The 22,182-nt window shown below is 56.8% G+C and carries 19 protein-coding genes and 2 tRNA genes; 17 read left to right on the plus strand and 4 right to left on the minus strand.

Going from position 1 to position 22,182, the window contains the following annotated elements; translation table 11 throughout:
* Positions 1 to 10 precede the first annotated feature (10 nt).
* Positions 11 to 415, plus strand: a complete 405-nt coding sequence (locus CKW32_RS25075) for a hypothetical protein (RefSeq protein ID WP_032884715.1) — start codon at positions 11 to 13, stop codon at positions 413 to 415.
* An 8-nt stretch (positions 416 to 423) separates the two neighbouring features.
* Here CKW32_RS25075 and CKW32_RS25080 read toward each other — a convergent pair whose 3' ends face one another.
* A complete protein-coding gene (locus tag CKW32_RS25080) occupies positions 424 to 732 on the minus strand; it encodes a YhbY family RNA-binding protein (RefSeq protein WP_017139256.1) in 309 nt (102 codons plus the stop codon).
* Positions 733 to 837: 105 nt separating this feature from the next.
* On the opposite strand from CKW32_RS25080, the gene rlmE reads away from it, so the two are divergent.
* From rlmE to CKW32_RS25160, 16 genes are all read left to right on the plus strand, one after another.
* Positions 838 to 1,488 carry a 23S rRNA (uridine(2552)-2'-O)-methyltransferase RlmE gene (gene rlmE / locus CKW32_RS25085; protein WP_003235041.1) on the plus strand — a complete coding sequence of 217 codons (651 nt, stop codon included), beginning with the start codon at positions 838 to 840 and terminating at the stop codon, positions 1,486 to 1,488.
* Between the two features lie 200 nt (positions 1,489 to 1,688).
* Positions 1,689 to 3,599, plus strand: coding sequence for an ATP-dependent zinc metalloprotease FtsH (gene ftsH, locus CKW32_RS25090; protein ID WP_027605365.1), 1,911 nt, complete (start codon positions 1,689 to 1,691; stop codon positions 3,597 to 3,599).
* A gap of 8 nt (positions 3,600 to 3,607) precedes the next feature.
* On the plus strand, positions 3,608 to 4,459 hold the full coding sequence (folP, locus tag CKW32_RS25095; protein WP_032884716.1) for a dihydropteroate synthase: 852 nt from the start codon (positions 3,608 to 3,610) through the stop codon (positions 4,457 to 4,459).
* Between the two features lie 16 nt (positions 4,460 to 4,475).
* Entirely contained in the window at positions 4,476 to 5,813 is a 1,338-nt protein-coding gene (gene glmM, locus CKW32_RS25100; protein WP_032884717.1) for a phosphoglucosamine mutase, read from the plus strand.
* A gap of 66 nt (positions 5,814 to 5,879) precedes the next feature.
* Complete coding sequence (tpiA, locus tag CKW32_RS25105; protein ID WP_032884719.1) at positions 5,880 to 6,635, plus strand: triose-phosphate isomerase; 756 nt, start codon at positions 5,880 to 5,882, stop codon at positions 6,633 to 6,635.
* A 4-nt stretch (positions 6,636 to 6,639) separates the two neighbouring features.
* A complete protein-coding gene (secG, locus tag CKW32_RS25110; RefSeq protein ID WP_010206600.1) occupies positions 6,640 to 7,023 on the plus strand; it encodes a preprotein translocase subunit SecG in 384 nt (127 codons plus the stop codon).
* Between the two features lie 22 nt (positions 7,024 to 7,045).
* A tRNA-Leu gene (locus CKW32_RS25115) sits at positions 7,046 to 7,131 on the plus strand.
* Between the two features lie 96 nt (positions 7,132 to 7,227).
* Positions 7,228 to 7,304 (plus strand) — tRNA-Met (locus CKW32_RS25120).
* Positions 7,305 to 7,444: 140 nt separating this feature from the next.
* Positions 7,445 to 7,903 (plus strand): ribosome maturation factor RimP, encoded by a 459-nt coding sequence (gene rimP / locus CKW32_RS25125; RefSeq protein WP_032884784.1) that lies wholly within the window; start codon positions 7,445 to 7,447, stop codon positions 7,901 to 7,903.
* A gap of 47 nt (positions 7,904 to 7,950) precedes the next feature.
* Positions 7,951 to 9,432: a transcription termination factor NusA gene (nusA, locus tag CKW32_RS25130; RefSeq protein WP_003212187.1), complete on the plus strand. Its 1,482-nt coding sequence runs from the start codon at positions 7,951 to 7,953 to the stop codon at positions 9,430 to 9,432.
* A 27-nt stretch (positions 9,433 to 9,459) separates the two neighbouring features.
* Positions 9,460 to 11,985 carry a translation initiation factor IF-2 gene (gene infB / locus CKW32_RS25135; RefSeq protein WP_032884720.1) on the plus strand — a complete coding sequence of 842 codons (2,526 nt, stop codon included), beginning with the start codon at positions 9,460 to 9,462 and terminating at the stop codon, positions 11,983 to 11,985.
* A 159-nt stretch (positions 11,986 to 12,144) separates the two neighbouring features.
* Positions 12,145 to 12,540, plus strand: coding sequence for a 30S ribosome-binding factor RbfA (rbfA, locus tag CKW32_RS25140; RefSeq protein ID WP_003176137.1), 396 nt, complete (start codon positions 12,145 to 12,147; stop codon positions 12,538 to 12,540).
* Positions 12,541 to 12,543: 3 nt separating this feature from the next.
* Complete coding sequence (gene truB, locus CKW32_RS25145; protein WP_032884721.1) at positions 12,544 to 13,461, plus strand: tRNA pseudouridine(55) synthase TruB; 918 nt, start codon at positions 12,544 to 12,546, stop codon at positions 13,459 to 13,461.
* A gap of 115 nt (positions 13,462 to 13,576) precedes the next feature.
* Positions 13,577 to 13,846 (plus strand): 30S ribosomal protein S15, encoded by a 270-nt coding sequence (rpsO, locus tag CKW32_RS25150; protein ID WP_003177875.1) that lies wholly within the window; start codon positions 13,577 to 13,579, stop codon positions 13,844 to 13,846.
* A gap of 196 nt (positions 13,847 to 14,042) precedes the next feature.
* Positions 14,043 to 16,148 carry a polyribonucleotide nucleotidyltransferase gene (gene pnp / locus CKW32_RS25155; protein WP_095186251.1) on the plus strand — a complete coding sequence of 702 codons (2,106 nt, stop codon included), beginning with the start codon at positions 14,043 to 14,045 and terminating at the stop codon, positions 16,146 to 16,148.
* Between the two features lie 294 nt (positions 16,149 to 16,442).
* The gene (locus CKW32_RS25160) at positions 16,443 to 17,063 is read left to right on the plus strand and encodes a BON domain-containing protein (RefSeq protein ID WP_032884723.1); all 621 of its coding nucleotides are present in this window, start codon (positions 16,443 to 16,445) and stop codon (positions 17,061 to 17,063) included.
* 154 nt (positions 17,064 to 17,217) lie between these two features.
* Here the strand turns inward: CKW32_RS25160 and CKW32_RS25165 are convergent, their stop codons facing one another.
* The 3 genes from CKW32_RS25165 to CKW32_RS25175 all read right to left on the minus strand — a co-directional run bounded on the left by CKW32_RS25165 (position 17,218) and on the right by CKW32_RS25175 (position 22,180).
* Positions 17,218 to 20,151 carry a DUF748 domain-containing protein gene (locus CKW32_RS25165; protein ID WP_095186252.1) on the minus strand — a complete coding sequence of 978 codons (2,934 nt, stop codon included), beginning with the start codon at positions 20,149 to 20,151 and terminating at the stop codon, positions 17,218 to 17,220.
* An 87-nt stretch (positions 20,152 to 20,238) separates the two neighbouring features.
* Positions 20,239 to 21,255, minus strand: coding sequence for a class I SAM-dependent rRNA methyltransferase (locus tag CKW32_RS25170; protein ID WP_032884726.1), 1,017 nt, complete (start codon positions 21,253 to 21,255; stop codon positions 20,239 to 20,241).
* A 55-nt stretch (positions 21,256 to 21,310) separates the two neighbouring features.
* Positions 21,311 to 22,180 carry an oxygenase MpaB family protein gene (locus CKW32_RS25175; RefSeq protein ID WP_032884728.1) on the minus strand — a complete coding sequence of 290 codons (870 nt, stop codon included), beginning with the start codon at positions 22,178 to 22,180 and terminating at the stop codon, positions 21,311 to 21,313.
* Between the last annotated feature and the right edge of the window lie 2 nt (positions 22,181 to 22,182).

Here is a 22,182-nt window from a genome sequence, read left to right on the forward strand (position 1 = left end):
TGCGGGCGCCATGCTTTGGCAGCTCTCCCAGATGCTTTGGGTGGGTGGCCTGTGGTTGCTGCACATTGGTGTGCTCCCGGTGCTGGGCCTTATTGGCCTGGCTCCGCTGTTGATCGATGAGATCGATGGATTACTGAGTGCGTTGCTGGTGGGTTTTGCAGCGGCGTGCGTGACCCTTCAGGCATTGGTGCTGGTCAAGGCTGAGGGGTTTGTGAGTTTGTGGCGGGATATTCGCGGCCAACTGCTGTTGATGGCGCTGTATGCGTGTGCAATGTATTGCATCGTGCATGTGTGGCTGCCGGAAGCGTTGCGCTGGCAGCTATTCAGCTATCTTGTGCTAGGGTTCTCCGGCTTGGTGTTGGTAGTACAGCCCGCGCCAGGATGGAGTGGCAGGGCGCGCAAAGCACGCCCGTGACCCTTGTGTCATTTGAAGCGATGAACGTTCGACAGTTGTTTGTTGACGCTGAAGTTCTTGCGATACAGCAGCGCCATCTTGCCGATGACCTGAACCAGGTCCGCTTTGCCAACCTTGCACAGTTCTGCAATGGCGGCCAGGCGCGCTTCGCGGTCAAGGATGTTGACCTTAATCTTGATCAGTTCGTGATCGCCCAATGCGCGTTCAAGTTCGGCTAACACACCCTCAGTCAAACCGTTGTCTGCCACAATCAGAACTGGTTTCAGATGGTGGCCAATGGATTTGTACTGTTTCTTCTGCTCTTGAGTGAGCGGCATAATCTGACCCCTGCGTCTGATCTTGTAAAAAGCGGCGGCCAGTTTACCCGAGCGAGTCCGGGACCGCCCAGTTAATCACGACCCGTTTTATTTTCGAGGTGGCCCGTGGCCCGTTCCAAAACTAGCCTTAAGTGGCTGCAAGAGCATTTCAACGATCCTTACGTCAAAAAGGCGCAGAAGGACGGCTACCGTTCGCGGGCCAGTTACAAGCTCCTGGAGATCCAGGACAAGGACAAATTGATTCGTCCGGGCATGAGCGTGATTGATCTTGGCGCGGCGCCGGGTGGCTGGTCTCAAGTGACCAGTCGTCTGATTGGTGGCCAGGGAAGATTGATCGCGTCCGACATCCTTGAGATGGACAGCATCCCGGATGTGACCTTTGTGCACGGCGACTTCACCCAGGACTCGGTATTGGCCGAGATTCTGGAGGCCGTGGGAAATTCGCAGGTAGACCTTGTGATTTCCGACATGGCCCCCAATATGAGTGGATTACCGGCCGTCGATATGCCGCGGGCCATGTTCCTCTGTGAATTGGCACTGGATTTGGCGGGCCGGGTGTTGCGTCCGGGCGGTGATTTCCTTGTGAAAGTCTTCCAGGGCGAAGGTTTTGACGAGTATCACAAGAACATTCGCAAGCTGTTCGACAAGGTGCAGACGCGAAAGCCGGACTCTTCCCGTGACCGGTCTCGCGAGCAATATCTGCTGTGCCGCGGGTTCCGCGGGGTTGAAGGTGCGGCGAGCGAAGAGCGTTTTTGATTTATTCGAGGAGGGCGATAGGTTTTTTTATGTCGCTTTCGTCACGAAGCTTTACGAATATTATGTAGTCAAAGTTTCACAAAGGGTTACAGACGGCGCCTGCCAGAGTTGTAGGTAATGTAGTAAGTTAGGCCGGTGAATATCATGCGAAGCGCGCGCCAGTAGCGGAGCTTGCTTCAGAGGGTAGTTAATTGAACGATATGGCAAAGAATCTGATCCTGTGGTTGATCATCGCGGCTGTCCTCGTGACGGTGATGAACAACTTCTCCAGTCCTAACGAGCCGCAGACCCTCAACTATTCCGACTTCATCCAGCAAGTTAAGGATGGCAAGGTCGAGCGCGTAGCGGTTGATGGCTACGTGATCACCGGCAAACGCAACGATGGCGATAGCTTCAAGACCATTCGTCCGGCAATCCAGGACAACGGTCTGATCGGTGACCTGGTGGATAACCACGTGGTTGTCGAAGGCAAGCAGCCTGAGCAGCAGAGCATTTGGACTCAACTCCTGGTGGCAAGCTTCCCGATCCTGGTGATCATTGCCGTGTTCATGTTCTTCATGCGCCAGATGCAGGGCGGTGCGGGGGGCAAGGGCGGGCCGATGAGCTTCGGCAAGAGCAAGGCGCGCCTGCTCTCTGAGGATCAGGTGAAGACCACCCTGGCTGACGTAGCAGGTTGCGATGAGGCGAAGGAAGAAGTCGGCGAGTTGGTGGAGTTCTTGCGCGATCCAGGCAAATTTCAGCGCCTGGGTGGTCGTATTCCTCGCGGCGTGCTGATGGTCGGCCCTCCAGGTACCGGTAAAACCTTGCTGGCCAAGGCGATTGCTGGCGAAGCCAAGGTGCCGTTCTTCACGATTTCCGGTTCTGACTTCGTTGAAATGTTCGTTGGTGTCGGCGCCAGCCGCGTTCGCGATATGTTTGAACAGGCCAAGAAGCACGCGCCATGCATCATCTTTATCGATGAAATCGACGCCGTTGGTCGCCATCGTGGGGCCGGCATGGGTGGTGGCCACGATGAGCGTGAGCAGACTCTCAACCAACTGCTGGTCGAGATGGATGGTTTTGAGATGAATGACGGCATCATCGTGATAGCCGCAACCAACCGTCCAGACGTGCTTGACCCTGCACTGCTTCGTCCGGGTCGCTTCGACCGTCAGGTTGTTGTTGGTCTGCCGGACATTCGTGGTCGTGAACAGATTCTGAAAGTGCACATGCGCAAAGTCCCAATGGGTGACGACGTAGCTCCGGCTGTGATTGCCCGTGGTACTCCAGGCTTCTCCGGTGCTGACTTGGCCAACCTGGTGAACGAGGCTTCGCTGTTTGCGGCCCGTACCGGCAAGCGCATTGTTGAAATGAAAGAGTTCGAACTGGCGAAAGATAAGATCATGATGGGCGCTGAGCGCAAATCCATGGTCATGTCCGAAAAAGAGAAACAGAACACTGCTTATCACGAAGCGGGTCACGCCATTGTGGGGCGTGTCGTGCCTGAGCATGATCCAGTCTACAAAGTGTCGATCATTCCTCGTGGTCGCGCCTTGGGTGTCACCATGTTCCTGCCGGAAGAGGATCGTTACAGTCTCTCCAAGCGTGCGCTGATCAGTCAGATCTGCTCTCTGTACGGCGGTCGAATCGCTGAAGAGATGACATTGGGCTTCGACGGCGTGACCACTGGGGCTTCCAACGACATCATGCGCGCCAGTCAGATTGCGCGAAACATGGTGACCAAGTGGGGTTTGTCGGAAAAGCTCGGTCCTTTGATGTACGCCGAGGAAGAAGGTGAAGTATTCCTGGGTCGTGGCGGCGGTGGTCAAAACGCCAGTTTCTCCGGTGAGACAGCCAAGCTGATTGACTCCGAGGTGCGCAGTATCATTGACCAGTGCTATGGCACGGCCAAACAAATCCTGACCGATAATCGCGACAAGCTCGATGCAATGGCTGATGCATTGATGAAGTACGAGACCATCGATGCAGACCAGATCGACGACATTATGGCCGGTCGAGCACCTCGTGAGCCTCGTGATTGGGAAGGTGGTTCGGGTACTTCGGGCACCCCGCCTGTGGTTCAGAACGAGCGCCCTGAAACCCCAATCGGTGGCCCGGCAGCTGACCACTAAGGTTTGAAATGACTTTTGCTTCGTCCTCCCCCCGGTTGCCTTGCGGCAACCGGGTTCTTGATTTGGCCCATACACATGTTATGGGCATTCTTAACGTAACCCCTGATTCCTTTTCCGATGGTGGCCGCTTCAGCCAACTTGATGCTGCACTGCGTCACGCAGAAGCCATGGTGGCGGCCGGCGCGACCTTGATTGATGTCGGTGGTGAATCAACTCGGCCTGGTGCTCGCGTTGTTTCTCCTCTGGAAGAGTTGGAGCGCGTGGCGCCGATTGTCGAGCGCATCGCTCGAGAGTTGGATGTGATTATTTCGGTTGATACTTCCACCCCGGCCGTGATGCGTGAGACTGCGCGATTAGGTGCCGGCTTGATCAACGATGTGCGGTCCCTGCAGCGCGACGGCGCTCTGGATGCAGCTGCGGCTACCGGTTTGCCGGTGTGTTTGATGCATATGCTGGGTGAGCCCGGCAATATGCAGGACAGTCCGCACTATGATGACCTGGTTGGTGAGGTGAGTGGTTTTCTCTCAGAGCGCGTTGCCCAATGCGCTGCGGTAGGTATTGCGCCGGAAAGGATCATCCTTGATCCGGGGTTTGGTTTCGCCAAGACCCTGCAACACAATTTAAGTTTGTTCAAACACATGGAGTCCTTGCATGCCCTTGGTCGGCCCCTGTTGGTCGGTGTATCGCGCAAGAGCATGATAGGGCTGGCATTGAGCCGTCCGGTGGGTGAGCGGTTGTATGGTGGCCTCGCACTGGCGGCACTTGCAGTGACCAAAGGCGCACGCATCTTGCGTGTGCATGACGTTGCAGAAACCGTGGATGTGGTGCGCATGATTGCCGCTGTAGAATCTGCCGAATAAGAATGATGGAGCACTTATGACAAAAAAATACTTTGGCACCGACGGGATCCGTGGTCGGGTCGGCGAGTTTCCGATTACTCCAGATTTCATGCTCAAGCTGGGTTGGGCGGCAGGCATGGCGTTCCGCAGCATGGGCGCATGCCGCATCCTGGTGGGCAAGGACACCCGGATTTCCGGGTACATGTTTGAGTCTGCGCTAGAGGCTGGCTTGTCCGCCGCAGGTGCTGATGTGATGTTGCTGGGCCCGATGCCGACTCCGGCGATCGCTTACCTGACGCGTACGTTTCACGCTGAAGCAGGTATTGTGATCAGCGCCTCGCACAACCCTCATGACGACAATGGCATCAAGTTTTTCTCGGGGCAGGGCACCAAATTGCCGGACGAGATTGAGTTGATGATCGAAGAGCTGTTGGATGCGCCGATGACCGTGGTCGAGTCCAGCAAGCTGGGCAAGGTGTCGCGCATCAATGACGCATCCGGTCGTTATATCGAGTTCTGCAAGAGCAGTGTGCCAACCAGTACCAACTTTGCCGGCCTGAAGGTTGTCGTCGACTGCGCCCATGGTGCGACCTACAAAGTCGCGCCAAGCGTATTTAAGGAGCTGGGCGCAGACGTGACTGTGCTGTCGGCTCAGCCCAACGGACTGAACATCAACGAGAACTGCGGCTCGACCCATATGGAGCAGCTGCAAGCTGCTGTCCTGGCCGAGCATGCCGACCTCGGTATTGCCTTCGACGGTGACGGCGACCGCGTGCTGATGGTTGACCACACGGGTGCCGTGGTCGATGGCGATGATCTGTTGTTTATCATTGCCCGCGACCTGCATGAGCGCAACAAGCTGCAAGGCGGTGTCGTCGGTACGCTGATGAGCAATCTTGGGCTTGAGCTTGCGTTGGCAGACCTGGGTATTCCTTTTGTTCGCGCCAATGTCGGTGACCGATATGTGATCGCCGAGCTGCTGGAGCGTAACTGGCAGGTAGGTGGTGAGAACTCCGGGCACGTGGTGTGCTTCCAGCACACCACCACCGGTGACGCGATTATTGCTGCGTTGCAGGTGCTATTGGCTTTGCGTCGCCGCGAAGAGAGCCTGGCTCAGGCTCGTCAGGCTTTGCGCAAATGCCCGCAAGTATTGCTTAACGTGCGTTTCGCAGGTGGAGAAAACCCGATCGACCACCCTGCTGTCAAAGAGGCTTGCGAGCGCGCGACCCTGGCAATGGCTGGTCGTGGACGGGTATTGCTACGCAAGTCCGGCACAGAGCCTTTGGTGCGCGTTATGGTCGAAGGTGACGATGAAATACAGGTTCGCGGCCACGCCGAAGACCTGGCAAAACTGGTAACTGAAGTTTGCGCCTGAATTCGGCTTGCCAGTGATGATGTGGTTGGGTAACATCTGCGCCCACTTTGACCGACGAGGTACAGCATGCGTCGCACTATGGTAGCTGGTAACTGGAAGATGCACGGTACCCGCGCCAGTGTCGCTGAGCTGATCAATGGCCTTCGTCACTTGGCCTTGCCTAGCGGTGTTGACATCGCGGTGTTCCCGCCTTGCTTGCATATCACCCAAGTGGTTGATGGCTTGAAAGGTAAGTCGATTCAGGTCGGCTCGCAGAATTCTGCGGTGGAAGCCATGCAAGGTGCGTTGACCGGTGAGATTGCACCGAGTCAGCTGGTTGATGCGGGTTGTTCCTATGTGCTTGTTGGGCACTCCGAGCGCCGTCAGATGATGGGCGAGCGTGATGGAACACTCAATCGCAAGTTCGCAGCTGCACAGGCTTGTGGCTTGATTCCGGTGCTGTGTATTGGGGAGACCCTTGAGCAGCGTGAATCTGGCAAGACTCTTGAGGTTGTCTCGCGTCAGCTTGGCAGCATCATCGAGGAGCTGGGTGTTGGTGCTTTCGCAAAGGCGGTAATTGCTTACGAGCCGGTCTGGGCCATTGGCACCGGGCTGACTGCTACACCGCAACAGGCGCAGGATGTGCACGCAGCCATCCGTGCGCAGTTAGCGGCAGAGAATTCTGAAATCGCACAAGGTGTGCGGCTTCTATACGGCGGCAGCGTGAAGGCGGCCAATGCGGTCGAACTGTTCGGCATGCCGGATATCGATGGGGGGCTCATTGGTGGAGCTTCCCTGAATGCAGATGAGTTCGGTGCGATTTGTCGCGCCGCGGGAAACTGAAAAAATGCTGGAAACAGTCGTAGTCGTTTTTCATCTGTTGGCAGCCCTGGGCGTAGTTGCCCTGGTTTTGTTGCAACAGGGTAAAGGTGCGGATGCTGGTGCGTCTTTTGGTGCAGGTGCTTCAAATACTGTATTCGGAAGCCAAGGTTCCTCTACCTTTCTTAGTAAGTTTACTGCTATACTTGCCGCCGGTTTCTTCATAACCAGCTTAGGGTTAGGTTACTTTGCTAAAGAGAAAGCTCATGTGCTGACTCAAGTAGGTTTGCCAAACCCAGCAGTGTTGGAAGTACCAAAAGCAAAACCGGCTTCTGATGATGTCCCGGTGCTTCAAGAGCAAAAGTCGGCTACTCCAGCGACTGACGTACCTCCAGCTCAAGAGCAGAAGTAAGAAGGGTTGTAAGCGCTGTATTGCCGAGGTGGTGGAATTGGTAGACACGCAACCTTGAGGTGGTTGTGCCCATAGGGTGTAGGGGTTCGAGTCCCCTTCTCGGTACCAATTATCAGGAGAGCCCGCTGTTGCGGGCTTTCTTGTAGGTGGAAGGTTACATTGACCCTGTAAGGGATCGGTCGTATACTTCCGCCCCAGCTTTGTCGCGGGGTGGAGCAGTCTGGTAGCTCGTCGGGCTCATAACCCGAAGGTCGTCGGTTCAAATCCGGCCCCCGCAACCAGTTTTAGCGGAGCCCCTTTTAAGGGGCTTTTTGTTAGCTGGACACTTTCAACGCCGCTGTTCGACGGCGTTTCAAGGATGGGCGTTTCGCCCATTTTTTTATTTTGCACAGCATGCACATACATGCACGAGGGGGTTCAGGTGTCGAGCAAGCTAGAAGAGTTGCAGGCCTTGTTGGCCCCGGTGGTCGTGGCCCTAGGCTATGAATGCTGGGGTGTTGAGTTTTCGGCTCAAGGTCGCCACTCAATGTTGCGCGTTTATATCGATAAAGAGGGCGGTGTGCTGGTGGACGATTGTGCCATTGTCAGCCGTCAGATCAGCGGTGTGCTGGATGTTGAAGATCCAATTTCCGTTGAATACACCCTCGAAGTTTCCTCGCCAGGCATGGAACGCCCACTGTTCACTATTGATCAGTTTGCAAAATTTGCCGGTGAACAAGTGAAGATCAAGCTGCGATCTCCTTTTGAAGGACGACGCAACTTTCAGGGCCTTCTGCGCGGTGTAGAAGAACAGGATGTCGTGGTGCAGGTAGAAGACCATGAGTTCCTGTTGCCGATCGATATGATCGACAAGGCCAACATTATTCCCAGTTTTGACTGAGACGCGGATCCCGCGGATCCAATGGCTTGCGAAAGGCGAGGCGTACGATGAGCAAAGAAGTACTGCTGGTTGTTGAGTCGGTATCCAATGAAAAGGGCGTACCGGCAAACGTGATTTTTGAAGCGCTGGAGTTGGCTCTGGCCACTGCTACCAAAAAGCGTTTTGAAGACGAAGTTGATCTGCGTGTGGAAATTAACCGCCACACCGGTGCCTATGAGACTTTCCGTCGCTGGACGGTCGTCGAAGAAGCCGATCTTGATGATCCGGCCATCGAAACCTGGCCAAGCAAGGTTGCCGAAACGCACCCAGGCGCCCAGGTTGGTGATGTCGTCGAAGAAAAGATCGAGTCCATCGAGTTCGGCCGCATTGCTGCACAGACCGCCAAGCAGGTCATCGTGCAGAAGGTTCGTGAAGCCGAGCGCGCTCAAGTCGTTGACGCCTATCGCGAGCGGCTGGGAGAAATTATCTCCGGCACTGTGAAAAAAGTTACCCGCGACAATGTGATCGTCGATCTGGGCAACAACGCCGAAGCGTTGCTGGCCCGCGAAGACATCATCTCTCGCGAAACCTTCCGTGTCGGCGTGCGTTTGCGTGCGCTGCTCAAGGAAATCCGCACCGAGAACCGTGGCCCTCAGTTGATCCTGTCGCGTACCGCGCCGGAAATGCTGATCGAGCTGTTCCGTATCGAAGTGCCGGAAATCGCCGAAGGCCTGATCGAAGTCATGGCTGCGTCCCGCGACCCGGGTTCGCGCGCCAAGATCGCGGTCCGTTCCAAGGACAAACGCATCGACCCGCAAGGCGCTTGCATCGGTATGCGCGGTTCGCGCGTCCAGGCAGTGTCGGGCGAATTGGGCGGTGAGCGTGTGGACATCGTCCTGTGGGACGATAACCCGGCGCAGTTCGTGATCAACGCCATGTCGCCTGCTGAAGTGGCGGCAATTATCGTTGACGAAGATGCCCATGCAATGGACATCGCCGTTGGCGCAGACAATCTGGCTCAGGCCATTGGTCGTGGTGGTCAGAACGTGCGTCTGGCCAGCCAATTGACCGGCTGGACCCTGAACGTGATGACCGAATCGGACATCCAGGCTAAGCAGCAAGCTGAAACCGGTGACATCCTGCGCAACTTCATTGACGAGTTGGAAGTCGACGAAGACCTGGCACAGGTGCTGGTAGATGAAGGCTTCACCAGCCTGGAAGAGATTGCCTACGTACCGTTGGAAGAAATGCTCAACATCGACGGCTTTGACGAAGACACCGTCAACGAGCTTCGCGCTCGGGCCAAGGATCGTTTGTTGACTAAAGCCATCGCTACTGAGGAAAAGCTGGCAGACGCCCATCCGGCCGAAGACCTACTCTCGCTTGAGGGTATGGACAAGGATTTGGCGATGGAACTGGCGGTGCGCGGCGTAATTACCCGCGAAGACCTGGCCGAGCAGTCTATTGACGATCTGCTCGACATCGACGGCATTGACGATGATCGTGCCGGCAAGTTGATCATGGCCGCCCGAGCCCATTGGTTCGAGTAATTAGGCGCGGCCTGAGGAGAGAAGTGCATGACGCAAGTCACGGTGAAACAACTGGCCGATGAGGTCAAAACACCGGTAGAGCGCCTGTTGCAGCAGATGCGTGAGGCAGGTCTGCCGCACACCGCCGCCGATGAAGGTGTGAGCGATAGTGAGAAGCAGTCTTTGCTGACTCACTTGAAGAGCAGCCACAAGGCGAAAGTGGAAGAACCGCGCAAGATTACATTGCAGCGCAAAACCACCAGCACCCTGCGTGTTGCTGGTAGCAAGAGCATCAGCGTTGAAGTACGCAAGAAGAAAGTCTTCGTACAGCGCAGCCCGGAAGAAATTGAAGCCGAGCGCAAGCGTGAACTGGATGAACGTCGCGCAGTAGATAATGCTGCTCGTCAGAAGGCTGAAGAAGAATCCAAGCGTCGCGCCGAAGAAGAAGCGCGTCGCCAGCCTGCTGCTGCGCAAACTGCTTCGGCTGATGCGGTCGCCGCGCCTAGCGCTCCTGTGGAAGCTGTGCGCGAGGCCGCTCCGGTTGCCGCTGCACCAGCACCTGCTGCTGATGCCCGTAAGCGTGAGGAACCTCGTCGTCCGGACAAACCACGTGCCGACGATAACAATCGTCGCGGTGGTGGTGGCGATGGCGAGCGCAAAAACGCTCCGCATCGTGCTTCGGTCAAAGAGAAAGCGCCTGCTCCACGCGTTGCTCCACGTACTACCGACGAAGAAAGCGATGGCTTCCGTCGCGGTGGTCGCGGCAAGGCCAAGCTGAAGAAGCGCAACGCCCACGGTTTCCAGAGCCCAACCGGTCCTGTCGTGCGTGATGTGCAGATTGGCGAGACCATCACTGTTGGCGATCTTGCCAATCAGATGTCGGTCAAGGCTGCTGAAATCATCAAGTTCATGTTCAAACTGGGTACTCCAGCGACCATCAACCAGGTGCTTGATCAGGAAACTGCTCAACTGGTAGCCGAAGAACTGGGCCACAAAGTGACCCTGGTCAGCGACACCGCCCTGGAAGATTCCCTGGCAGAGTCCCTGAAGTTTGAAGGTGAGACGTTCTCCCGTGCGCCAGTTGTGACCGTAATGGGTCACGTTGACCATGGTAAGACTTCGCTACTCGACTACATTCGTCGTGCCAAGGTAGCTGCTGGCGAAGCCGGTGGTATCACTCAGCACATCGGTGCGTACCACGTTGAAACCGAGCGCGGCATGGTCACCTTCCTCGACACCCCAGGTCACGCCGCGTTTACCGCAATGCGTGCCCGTGGTGCCAAGGCGACTGATATCGTGATCCTGGTAGTTGCAGCGGACGACGGCGTGATGCCGCAGACCATTGAAGCTGTCCAGCACGCCAAGGCCGCTGGTGTTCCACTGGTTGTTGCTGTGAACAAGATCGATAAGCCGGGCGCCGATCTCGATCGCATCCGCAGCGAACTGTCGGTTCACGGTGTGACCTCTGAAGAGTGGGGCGGTGATACGCCATTCGTTTCGGTTTCGGCGAAAGTCGGTACTGGCGTGGACGAACTGCTCGAAGCGGTCCTGCTGCAAGCTGAAGTACTCGAACTGAAAGCAACTCCATCGGCCCCAGGTCGTGGCGTTGTGGTTGAATCGCGTCTCGACAAAGGTCGTGGCCCGGTTGCGACCGTGCTGGTTCAAGACGGTACCCTGCGCCAAGGCGATATGGTGCTGGTCGGTTCGAACTATGGCCGTGTACGTGCCATGCTCGACGAGAACGGCAAGCCAATCAAAGAAGCGGGTCCTTCCATCCCTGTCGAGATCCTCGGCCTGGATGGTACCCCGGACGCTGGCGACGAGATGAGCGTGCTGTCCGACGAGAAGAAAGCCCGTGAAGTGGCTCTGTTCCGTCAAGGCAAGTTCCGTGAAGTCAAACTGGCTCGCGCTCACGCTGGCAAGCTGGAAAACATCTTCGAGAACATGGGCCAGGCAGAGAAGAAGACGCTTAACATCGTCCTTAAATCTGACGTTCGTGGTTCTCTCGAAGCGTTGAACGGCGCCTTGAATGGCCTGGGTAACGATGAAGTGCAAGTGCGTGTTGTCGGTGGCGGTGTCGGTGGTATCACCGAATCCGACGCCAACCTGGCACTGGCTTCCAACGCTGTACTGTTCGGTTTCAACGTGCGTGCTGATGCTGGCGCACGGAAGATCGTCGAGCAGGAAGGCCTGGACATGCGTTACTACAACGTCATCTACGACATCATCGAAGACGTCAAGAAAGCCCTTACCGGCATGCTTGGCAGTGACGTTCGGGAGAATATCCTGGGTATCGCCGAGGTACGTGACGTGTTCCGTTCGCCGAAATTCGGCGCGATCGCCGGTTGCATGGTTGTCGAAGGCACTGTGTACCGTAACCGTCCAATCCGTGTACTGCGTGAAGACATCGTTATCTTCGAAGGCGAGCTGGAATCCCTGCGCCGCTTCAAGGATGACGCTTCTGAAGTACGTGCCGGCATGGAATGCGGTATTGGCGTCAAGAGCTACAACGACGTCAAGGCTGGCGACAAGATCGAAGTCTACGAGAAGGTTCAGGTTGCTCGCAGCCTCTAACTCGCGCACTTCCGGAGCCACGCCGCGTGTGGGCATGCAAATGCCTCGCGCAGCGTACGGACTCTAAACGCAACGCCCGGTCTGGCTTTTGTCAGGCCGGGCGTTTGCCGCTTTCAGACCCCATGGGTTTCACCGTGTGGCAGTAACAGGTAACAAGACATGGCAAAAGAATACAGCCGTACCCAACGTATCGGCGATCAAATGCAGCGCGAGCTGGCCCAACTGATCCGTCGCGAAGTCAAAGACCCACGCGTTGGCCTGGTCACCATCACCGCTGTTGAAGTGAGCCGTGACGTGGGTCACGCCAAGATTTTCATCACCGTGATGGGCCAGGACAACAGCGAAGAAATCGCACAAAGCATCAAAGTGCTCAACTCGGCTGCCGGCTTCCTGCGCATGCAGTTGGCCCGCGAAATGAAGCTGCGCAGTGTTCCGCAGTTGCACTTCCACTACGACGAAAGCGTCGTGCGTGGCGCACACTTGTCTGCATTGATCGAGCGCGCCGTGGCTGAAGACAGCCAGCATCCGTCCACACCTGAAGACGCCAAGGAGTAAGCGGTGGCTCAGGTCAAACGTATCCGTCGCAACGTCAGCGGCATCATTCTGCTTGATAAGCCCATTGGCTTTACGTCCAATGCGGCGTTGCAGAAGGTCCGCTGGCTGCTCAATGCCGAGAAGGCCGGGCATACCGGTAGCCTCGACCCACTGGCCACTGGCGTACTGCCGCTGTGCTTTGGCGAAGCGACCAAGTTCTCGCAATACCTGCTTGATTCCGATAAGGGTTACGAAACCCTGATGCAACTGGGCAAGACCACCACCACGGCGGATGCTGAAGGTGATGTTTTACAGGTTCGCGACGTGACCGTTGGTCGTGCTGATATCGAAGCCGCTTTGCCCGCTTTTCGTGGGCAAATCAGTCAGATACCGCCGATGTACTCGGCTCTCAAGCGTGACGGGCAGCCACTTTACAAGCTGGCACGTGCCGGCGAAGTAGTGGAGCGTGAACCGCGTTCTGTTACTATTGCGCGCTTGGAATTGCTCGCTTGTGAAGGTGAAACCGCACGACTGGCCGTGGACTGCAGCAAAGGCACCTATATCCGTACCCTGGTGGAAGATATTGGTGAACAGCTCGGTTGCGGCGCGTACGTAGCAGAACTGCGACGCACTCAGGCCGGACCTTTCAGCCTGGCCCAGACGGTTACGCTGGAAGAGTTGGAAGCGGTACACGCCGAAGGCGGCAATGAAGCGGTTGATCGCTTCCTGATGCCATCGGACAGTGGTTTGCTGGATTGGCCATTGCTGCACTTCTCGGAGCACAGCGCGTTCTACTGGCTTAACGGCCAGCCGGTACGTGCCCCGGATGCCCCTAAGTTCGGCATGGTGCGAGTACAGGATCATAACGGTCGCTTTATCGGTATCGGTGAAGTGAGCGAAGACGGGCGCATCGCGCCACGTAGACTGATTCGGTCAGAATGACCGAACGAGTGTGGCTGTTAACAGGCACGGTCAACACTCATTTTTAGATACAGGGATTTGTCCCTGGCCTGTTGAGACTGCCCTTTGGGTGGTTTCCTGAAAAAAGGATTGCCTCATGGCTCTCGACGTTCAAGAAAAAGCACAAATCGTTGCTGACTATCAGCAAGCTGTTGGTGACACTGGTTCGCCAGAAGTGCAAGTTGCACTGCTGACCCACAACATCAACAAGCTGCAAGGTCACTTCAAGGCCAACGGTAAAGATCACCACTCCCGTCGTGGTCTGATCCGCATGGTAAACCAGCGTCGTAAGCTGCTGGATTACCTGAAAGGCAAGGATCTGGGTCGTTATCAGACTCTGATCGGTCGCCTGGGTCTGCGTCGCTAATAAGCGATTGCGCTAGAGGTTGGTTGTCTGCCGTGTGTCAGTGGGATTCCCGCTGGCCCATGGTAGGCTCCCAGCCTCAAGTTTTATCTGGATACACGTTTTACCCCCTGGACAAGGGTTGGGCCGATTCCCGACATTGCCCAAGAATTTCGTAAGAAAACAAGTTCCCCAAGAGCCACAAAGAAGGTAGGACACCGTGAACCCGGTTATCAAAAAATTCCAGTTCGGTCAGTCGACCGTTACCCTTGAGACAGGCCGTATCGCCCGTCAAGCCTCCGGCGCAGTGCTGGTTACCGTTGATGACGACGTCACCGTATTGGTGACCGTTGTTGGCGCCAAGACCGCTGACCCGAGCAAAGGCTTCTTCCCTCTTTCTGTTCACTACCAGGAAAAGACTTACGCTGCCGGTAAGATCCCTGGCGGTTTCTTCAAGCGTGAAGGCCGTCCTTCCGAGAAAGAAACCCTGACTTCCCGACTGATCGACCGTCCGATCCGTCCGCTGTTCCCAGAAGGCTTCATGAACGAAGTGCAGGTTGTCTGCACCGTCGTTTCCACCAGCAAGAAAACCGATCCGGACGTCGCTGCGATGATCGGTACTTCGGCTGCCCTGGCTATCTCCGGCATTCCTTTCGATGGCCCTATCGGGGCTGCCCGCGTTGCTTTCCACGAGAGCACCGGCTACCTGCTCAACCCAACTTACGAGCAACTGAAAGCATCGAGCCTGGACATGGTCGTTGCCGGTACTTCGGAAGCCGTATTGATGGTTGAATCGGAAGCTAAAGAGCTGACCGAAGACCAGATGCTGGGTGCTGTACTGTTTGCTCACGACGAATTCCAGGTTGTGATCAACGCCGTTAAAGAACTGGCTGCTGAAGCCGCCAAGCCTACTTGGGCCTGGGCTCCGCAAGCCGAAGCTACCGAACTGCTGGGCGCTATCCGCTCCGAGTTCGGCGCCGCCATTTCCGACGCCTACACCATCACCGTCAAGGCCGACCGTTACGCTCGCCTGGGCGAGCTGAAGGACCAGGTTGTTGCCAAGCTTTCGGGCGAAGAAGGTCAGCCATCTTCCAGCGACGTCAAAGCTGCATTTGGTGAAATCGAATACCGCACCGTTCGCGAGAACATCGTTAACGGCAAGCCACGTATCGACGGTCGCGACACTCGCACTGTGCGCCCGCTGAATATCGAAGTTGGTGTTCTGCCGAAAACTCACGGTTCGGCACTGTTCACCCGTGGCGAAACTCAGGCTCTGGTAGTCGCGACCCTGGGTACTGCCCGTGACGCACAACTGCTGGACACCCTGGAAGGCGAGAAAAAAGACCCGTTCATGCTGCACTACAACTTCCCTCCGTTCTCGGTGGGCGAGTGTGGTCGTATGGGCGGCGCTGGTCGTCGCGAAATCGGTCACGGCCGTTTGGCGCGTCGTTCGGTTCAGGCCATGCTGCCTGCTGCTGACGTGTTCCCTTACACCATCCGTGTTGTGTCGGAAATCACCGAGTCCAACGGTTCCAGCTCCATGGCTTCCGTTTGTGGTGCTTCCCTGGCACTGATGGACGCTGGTGTGCCGATGAAGGCACCGGTTGCCGGTATCGCCATGGGTCTGGTTAAAGAAGGCGAGAAGTTCGCCATCCTGACCGACATCCTGGGTGACGAAGACCACTTGGGCGACATGGACTTCAAAGTAGCCGGTACCGCTAAAGGTGTTACCGCGCTGCAGATGGACATCAAGATCAAAGGCATCACCGAAGAAATCATGGAGATCGCTCTGGGCCAAGCCCTGGAAGCGCGCCTGAACATCCTCGGCCAGATGAACCAGATCATTGGTCAGTCTCGCACCGAGCTGTCGGAAAATGCTCCGACCATGATCGCGATGAAAATCGACACCGACAAAATCCGTGATGTTATCGGTAAAGGTGGCGCGACCATCCGTGCGATCTGCGAAGAAACCAAGGCTTCGATCGATATCGAAGACGACGGTTCGATCAAGATCTTCGGCGAAACCAAGGAAGCGGCTGAGGCAGCACGTCAGCGCGTTCTGGGTATCACAGCTGAGGCCGAGATCGGCAAGATCTACGTCGGTAAGGTTGAGCGCATCGTCGACTTCGGCGCATTCGTCAACATCCTGCCGGGCAAAGACGGTCTGGTTCACATCTCCATGTTGAGCGACGCTCGTGTTGAGAAAGTGACCGACATTCTGAAAGAAGGTCAGGAAGTGGAAGTGCTGGTGCTGGACGTGGACAACCGCGGCCGCATCAAGCTGTCCATCAAAGACGTAGCAGCAGCTAAGGCTTCGGGCGTTTAATTACCCCTGGCTTATGCTGAAAAAAAGGACCCTTCGGGGTCCTTTTTTTATGGGCGAGGGAAAGTGAAGTGAAATCAGCCGTTTAGCCCTCTGCAAAAGCCGCAACTTGCATGCAGGCATGATGGGCTTCATGCAAGTTGCACGATTTCGGAAATTAGCATTATTGTTAAGTCATTGTTTTATAAGGATTTAATTTAGAGCTTCGACTTGGCACACTGCCTGCAATATCCCTGTTAACGCTGCAGCATCAAGGTTTACGTACTGCAGACTTTTAATAAAACAGGAGTTACTCGTATGAAGAAGTTCGCTCTCGCTACTGCTACCGCTCTGACTCTGGCCATGGGTGCTAACGTAGCCTTTGCTCAGACTTCCCAAGCCCCTATGACGTTGGCGGCTGGCGAAGCTACCAAGGCTAAGGAAAGCGTTTCGGATACTTGGATCACCACCAAAGTTAAATCCGACCTGCTGACCGAGAAGGGCATTCCTGGTTCGGACATCAAGGTTGAAACCAACAAAGGCGTGGTTTCCCTGTCCTCGACAGTCGCTATCTCTGACGCACAGAAAGCTACTGCTGTCTCGATCACCAAAAAGATCAAAGGCGTAACCGCTGTTTCCGCTGATGGCCTGATGGCTGGCGGTGCTACCAAAGCAGACGGTATCGATAAAACCAAAGGCGCCGCTCATGACGCCAAAGAAACCACCAGCGACACTTGGATCACCACCAAGGTAAAAGCTGACCTGGTTACCGAGAAAGGTATTCCTGGCACCGACATCAAAGTCGAAACCAACAAAGGCGTTGTTTCCCTGTCGTCGACTGTAGCTGTTACCGACGCACAGAAAGCCACCGCCGTAGCAATCACCAAGAAAATCAAAGGCGTTAAAGCTGTATCGGCCGACGGCCTGAAAGCAGAGTAACGCTCGACAGTTCGTTTGAATTAAGCGGCGGCCACGAGTGAGTTAGATATCCACTCAAATGCACCTCTAAGGTTCATGCGACTGACCATATGGATGTGGTCATTACAGGCCCTGGCACTTGTGTCGGGGCCTGTTCTATTTCTGGTGCCGATGGTTATTCAGCATCCAGATGCATAGGCGTTACAACGCGACCATCTTTCTCCGCCTGTCCCAGGTGGGCATCAATGAAGTACACGCGGTCGTCTTCCAACTGGCCCTTATCCACCAAGTAGTCCTTGATGGTGCTTGCGCGGTCCTGACCGAGTTGGCGCAGTAGCACGTCGCTGTTGCTCCAGAACTTGATCACGCCGTCACGCAGCTTGGCCGTGCGGTCATCGCGGCTCAGGTCTTTCCACTCCGCCGGTGGCTGTTGTTTCACGCGGATGCGGTAGATGCCTTCGAGCAATGGCGCTTTTTCGCTTTCCGGGACTTCCAGCAAGGACGCCTGGGCAGGAACCTTGTCGCCACGGCGCTGCAGGATTTTGTAATAGTTGTACTGGTATTCACGTTCCAGACGTTGCGCTGCGAGGAAGGGGCCATCGCTGCTGGCAGCGGCCGTGCCTTCAATTTCCAGGCGTAGGGCAGGGCGTTCCTTCAGCGCTTTAGCCAGGGTGTTTAGCGCGCTTTCGGCGTCTTTGTTCAACTCACTTGAGCCGGCAGCGAAGGACACGTTGCTCAGATCTTCCGCTCCGCCGCCGGTGACCAGCCCGCCGATGAACTTGAACGGTGCGGTCGCTGCACGCACCACCAGGTTACGCAGGGTCTGCCACACAATCGGCATCACGCTGAATTGCGGGTTATTCAGGTCACCGGTCACCGGCAGTTCGATGGAGATCTTGCCGTCAGTGTCTTTAAGCAGGGCGATTGCCAAGCGAATCGGCAAGTCCACGGCATCGGCGCTGTCGACCTTCTCACCCAGTTGCAGTTGCTCGACTACCACTTTGTTCTCGGCCTTCAGCTGGCCCTTGGTGATCACATAGTGCAGGTCGAGGTTGAGGCGTCCCTTGCGGATACGGAAACCCGCGAACTTACCTGAGTAGGGCGTCAGGGTCGTCAGCTCGACACGCTTGAAGCTGGTGGCGATATCCAGCGCCGCCATCGGATCGAATGGGTTCACGCTGCCTTTGATCGTCACTGGCGCGTAACGGTCCACCTTGCCCTTGATGTCGACGCTGGCTGGTTTGGCCTGACGGCTGTCAATCGTGCCGATCTGCCCGTTGAGCTGTTGGATGGCAGTGGCGAAGTTGGGTGTCAGGCTGAAGTCGGCAAAGTTGGCCGAGCCATCGTTGATCGCAATCTGCCCGATACGAATGCCCAGGGGTTTATCTTTGCTCGCCGCAGGCTTGGGGGCCGACTTGGCGCCACTGTCGGCCGGCTGCGGGATCAGCAGGTCATCGACGTTGGTGGTGCGGTCATCGTTGATCATGAACCGCGCATACGGCTGCAGTAGGTTGACCTTGTCGATCGACAGGCTGTCGCCGTGCTGGTAATTCAGGCCCTCGACGACCAGACGCTGCCATTTCAGGAAGTCACGTGTCTTGAGGGTGTCCAGGGTATGCAACTGGTCGACCTGCGCTCGGCCGGTAATCTGCAGCGCCAGGGGCTCGGTGCTCTTCAGGTTCACGTCGAGGTCACTGCCGAGCATGCCGCTACGCAGCTCCAAACGGATAAATGGGCTGATATAGGACTGGGCAACCCGTAGGTCAATATCTTTGGTGGTGACCTTCAGCTTGGCGCTGACTGGGTTGAGGTTGACCACGCCCGTTGCCTGAATCTTGCCTTGCTTGCCCAAGCCGCTGTCGACCTTGAGGTTAAAGGGACTCTGGTTGAGGCTGTCGAAATTCTGTACATCCACATTCAGCGGGCCCAGCTCCAGCGCTACCGCAGGTTTGGCCTGACGGTCGGCCAGATGTACTTGATAGTTGCGCAGTTGCACGTCTTTGAGCAGCACTTGCCAAGGCTTGCTTGGCGCAGTCGGGGCAGGCTTTGGAGAGTCGGCTGTAGCTGGCGCAGTGGCAGGCTCCGGCGCCTTGGCTGGTTTGCTCGGTTGGCTGGCGAACAGTTTCTGCCAGTCCAATTGCCCATCGGCCTCACGAGCAGCCCAGGTTTCCAGCTTATTACTGCGGATCTTGCCGACCACCACTTGCTGCTTGGCGAGGTCCACTGTGGTCTCGCTGACGTCCAGGCGTTCCAGGCGCACCAGTGGGCGGCCATCTGGTGCCTTTAAGGCGAACGGCGCGATGCTGGCGGCGGTGTTGGTCAAGTTCAGTTCGGTTTCTTTGGCCAGGCTGAATTTGTAGTCGGTGCTGAAGTTGAGCACACCGTCTTCGAGTACCAGGGGGAGCGCGTCACGCACGTATGGCCACCAGGCTTTCATCTTGCCGTCAGTGACCTTTAGCGTACCTTCGGACGTGATCGGCACCAGGCTGAAGTTGCCTTTCCAATCAATTTGACCACCTTCAGGGCCTGCCGCGACCAGGGTCATATCGGCGTTGTCTTCAGGCAAGGTGCTGAGGTTTTTCAGCTCGAAGTCGAGTTTGTTGTAGAGAAATTCGATAGGTTCGCTGGGGCGCAGATCTTGAAAGTGCACATAGCCGCCTGCCAGCTTGATGCTGTCGATACGCAGTGGGAACGGCTTGGCATTGGGGTCGGCAGGGGAGGGTTCGCTTGCAGGGAGCTTGAACAACTGCGCCAGGTTCAATTGGCCAGACTTGTCGAACAGCAGCTCCGTCTTGGGCTGATCCATTTGCACATCGGCCAAATGCAGTGCCCGGGTCCACAGGCTGTCAATCTGCAGATTGGCGTAAAGGCGCTCGAAACCCACCTGTTCCTTGCCGGGTTCGCCAATCTTTAAGCCCCATGCGGTGACTTCCAGGCTGAAGGGATTGAGTTCAATGCGCTCAAGCCGCGCCGGCACCGTGGCGTAATGGGCCAATTGTTGGTTGGCAACGCGAAGGGCGATGCCCGGCAGAATCAAAAAGCCCAGCAAACTGTACAGGGCAAGGGCGGTCAACAAGGCGCCAGTGGCGCGAATCAATCCTTTGGGCATGGGGCGGCGCCATCTATATCGAACAGGAGTGCCTTGGAGTATGGCACGGGTTTTCGGTTCCGAAGAGCCGGGGCGTTGGGACGCTTCCTACAGCTGGAGTATCAGCGTTTTCAAGGGGGGCTGCTGATCCTGTGAGGGAAAATCCGCACCCGGCGTCATGATTTGCCAGTCGCGCACTGGGCGACCGGCTTTCTCCGCGCATCGCAGGACCTGCTCGCGCCAATCCTCCATGCTGACCTTTGCCAAGTTGTTACAGCAGATCAGCACACCGTTGTCGGCAGTCGCGAGAAGTGCGGGCTTGAGCAGGCTCTGGTAGTCGCGCAACAGGTCGACGGTGCCGAACGCGCTCTTGGCCCAGGCCGGAGGATCGAGCAGCACCAAGTCATATTGGCGCTGTTCAAGACGCGGGTAGCTCGGCAGTTTCTGCCCGCGCCGCTGGGTGATCGGCAGGCCGGCCAGTTGGCGAATCGCCGGAAAGTAGTCCGACTGCACGAACTCCATGCTCGGCAACTGTGGGTTGAGCTGGCCGTTTTCACGCCCGACCGCTAGGTTGCCTTCAGCGAAGTCCAAATTGCACACCTCACGCGCGCCGCCAGCGGCGGCGCTCAGGCCCACGCCGCAGGTGTAGGCAAACAGGTTCAGTACGCTTTTACCGGCGCTGTGATCTTTGACCCAGCCGCGGGTATTGCGCAGATCGAGGAACAGCAACGGATCCTGCCCGGCATGGCGCCCGCGAACACGGTAATTGAGGCCCCATTCGTGCCCGACCATGTCTTCCAGTGCTGCGGGTTCGGCTCGGTATACCGTGTCTTCGCGGTCGATCCGCGAATTGCCGCGGGAGCGGTCGTTGTACACGAGCAGCAACTCCAGGCCCAGGTACTGGTTAATCAGTTGATGCAGGTCCAGCAGGTCTGTGGTTTCCAGCGACTGGTGGAAGCTTTGCACCAGCAACTGCGGGCCATAACGGTCAATGGTCAGGCCGCCGGCGCCCTCCTGGCTGCCGTGGAACAGGCGATAGCAATCGGTGCCCTGGGCATGCAGCTCGTTGATCAGGTCTTGGCGATGATCGAGGGCGGCGCGCAGCGCCTGATTCAAGGGAGACATGGAGCGCGCCTGGCTGTAAATGAGGGCGCGAAGTTTAACAGCTATGGCGCCTTGCCTACACCAACCCCATCCGCCTGTGTGCCCGTTGCACCGAGCCATTGCGCATCGCCCAGCGCAATAACGGCGCGCTACGCTTGACCCCTGCACGGATCATCTGACGTTGCAGCGGGTTCTGATGCTGATCGAGCATGGTGCTGGCCCAGTCTGGCAGCAGATCGATCCCGGCCTGCATCATCAAGACGCCAAACGGCTTGGCTAAAGTACTGGGCGAGGGGGCGTTCAGCAGCAGGCGCAGTACTTCGCGGCTGCGTTCGTCACACAGCAATTGCGGACGGATACGCTCCAGATAATCGGAAATTTCCTGCCGCGAGCGCGGTACATGCCGCGCCCCCAAGCGCTCCGCCACCAGGGCGATTTCGCTGTAGTAACGATCTTGATCGCGGCTCGACAGAGTCGGGTTGCGATAGCGCAAGTGAGCGGCCATAAAGTTGCTCACCTCGGCTACATGCACCCAAGTCAGTAGTTCGGGGTCGCTCGCCGAATAAGGCCGTCCATCCGGCGCATGCCCGACCACCTGCAGGTGGATGGTGCGCACTTTTTCGATCAGCCAGTCGGCGTCTTTGCGCGAACCAAAGGTAGTACCTGAAATGAACTGCGAGGTACGCCGCAGGCGCCCGAGCATGTCCTGGCGAAAGTTCGAATGGTCCCAAACGCCGGCCAGGGCCAGTGGGTGCAAGGCTTGCAGCATCAATGCGCTGATGCCGCCGATCAGCATGCTGCTGAAGTCACCATGGACTTGCCAACTGACCGAGTCTGGCCCGAACAGGCCGGGATCGCCCTTGGGGTTTTCCAGGTCCAGTTGCCCCAGTGACAAGCCGGTGAGGCTCATCAGCTGGGTTTCGATACGGCTGCGGATAAATTCCATGG

This window comes from Pseudomonas sp. Irchel 3H9 (genome assembly GCF_900187495.1).
Lineage (GTDB): Bacteria > Pseudomonadota > Gammaproteobacteria > Pseudomonadales > Pseudomonadaceae > Aquipseudomonas > Aquipseudomonas sivasensis.

What these genes read in the sequence shown, in the direction of transcription:
- folP (WP_032884716.1), top strand. Translation starts at nt 3,608, where the DNA reads ATGACTTTTGCTTCGTCCTCCCCCCGGTTGCCTTGCGGCAACCGGGTT.
- rbfA (WP_003176137.1), top strand. Translation starts at nt 12,145, where the DNA reads ATGGCAAAAGAATACAGCCGTACCCAACGTATCGGCGATCAAATGCAG.
- CKW32_RS25160 (WP_032884723.1), top strand. Translation starts at nt 16,443, where the DNA reads ATGAAGAAGTTCGCTCTCGCTACTGCTACCGCTCTGACTCTGGCCATG.
- nusA (WP_003212187.1), top strand. Translation starts at nt 7,951, where the DNA reads ATGAGCAAAGAAGTACTGCTGGTTGTTGAGTCGGTATCCAATGAAAAG.
- rpsO (WP_003177875.1), top strand. Translation starts at nt 13,577, where the DNA reads ATGGCTCTCGACGTTCAAGAAAAAGCACAAATCGTTGCTGACTATCAG.
- CKW32_RS25170 (WP_032884726.1), bottom strand. Translation starts at nt 21,255, where the DNA reads ATGTCTCCCTTGAATCAGGCGCTGCGCGCCGCCCTCGATCATCGCCAA.
- CKW32_RS25075 (WP_032884715.1), top strand. Translation starts at nt 11, where the DNA reads ATGCTTTGGCAGCTCTCCCAGATGCTTTGGGTGGGTGGCCTGTGGTTG.
- tpiA (WP_032884719.1), top strand. Translation starts at nt 5,880, where the DNA reads ATGCGTCGCACTATGGTAGCTGGTAACTGGAAGATGCACGGTACCCGC.
- ftsH (WP_027605365.1), top strand. Translation starts at nt 1,689, where the DNA reads ATGGCAAAGAATCTGATCCTGTGGTTGATCATCGCGGCTGTCCTCGTG.
- CKW32_RS25165 (WP_095186252.1), bottom strand. Translation starts at nt 20,151, where the DNA reads ATGCCCAAAGGATTGATTCGCGCCACTGGCGCCTTGTTGACCGCCCTT.
- CKW32_RS25175 (WP_032884728.1), bottom strand. Translation starts at nt 22,180, where the DNA reads ATGGAATTTATCCGCAGCCGTATCGAAACCCAGCTGATGAGCCTCACC.
- glmM (WP_032884717.1), top strand. Translation starts at nt 4,476, where the DNA reads ATGACAAAAAAATACTTTGGCACCGACGGGATCCGTGGTCGGGTCGGC.
- secG (WP_010206600.1), top strand. Translation starts at nt 6,640, where the DNA reads ATGCTGGAAACAGTCGTAGTCGTTTTTCATCTGTTGGCAGCCCTGGGC.
- CKW32_RS25080 (WP_017139256.1), bottom strand. Translation starts at nt 732, where the DNA reads ATGCCGCTCACTCAAGAGCAGAAGAAACAGTACAAATCCATTGGCCAC.
- infB (WP_032884720.1), top strand. Translation starts at nt 9,460, where the DNA reads ATGACGCAAGTCACGGTGAAACAACTGGCCGATGAGGTCAAAACACCG.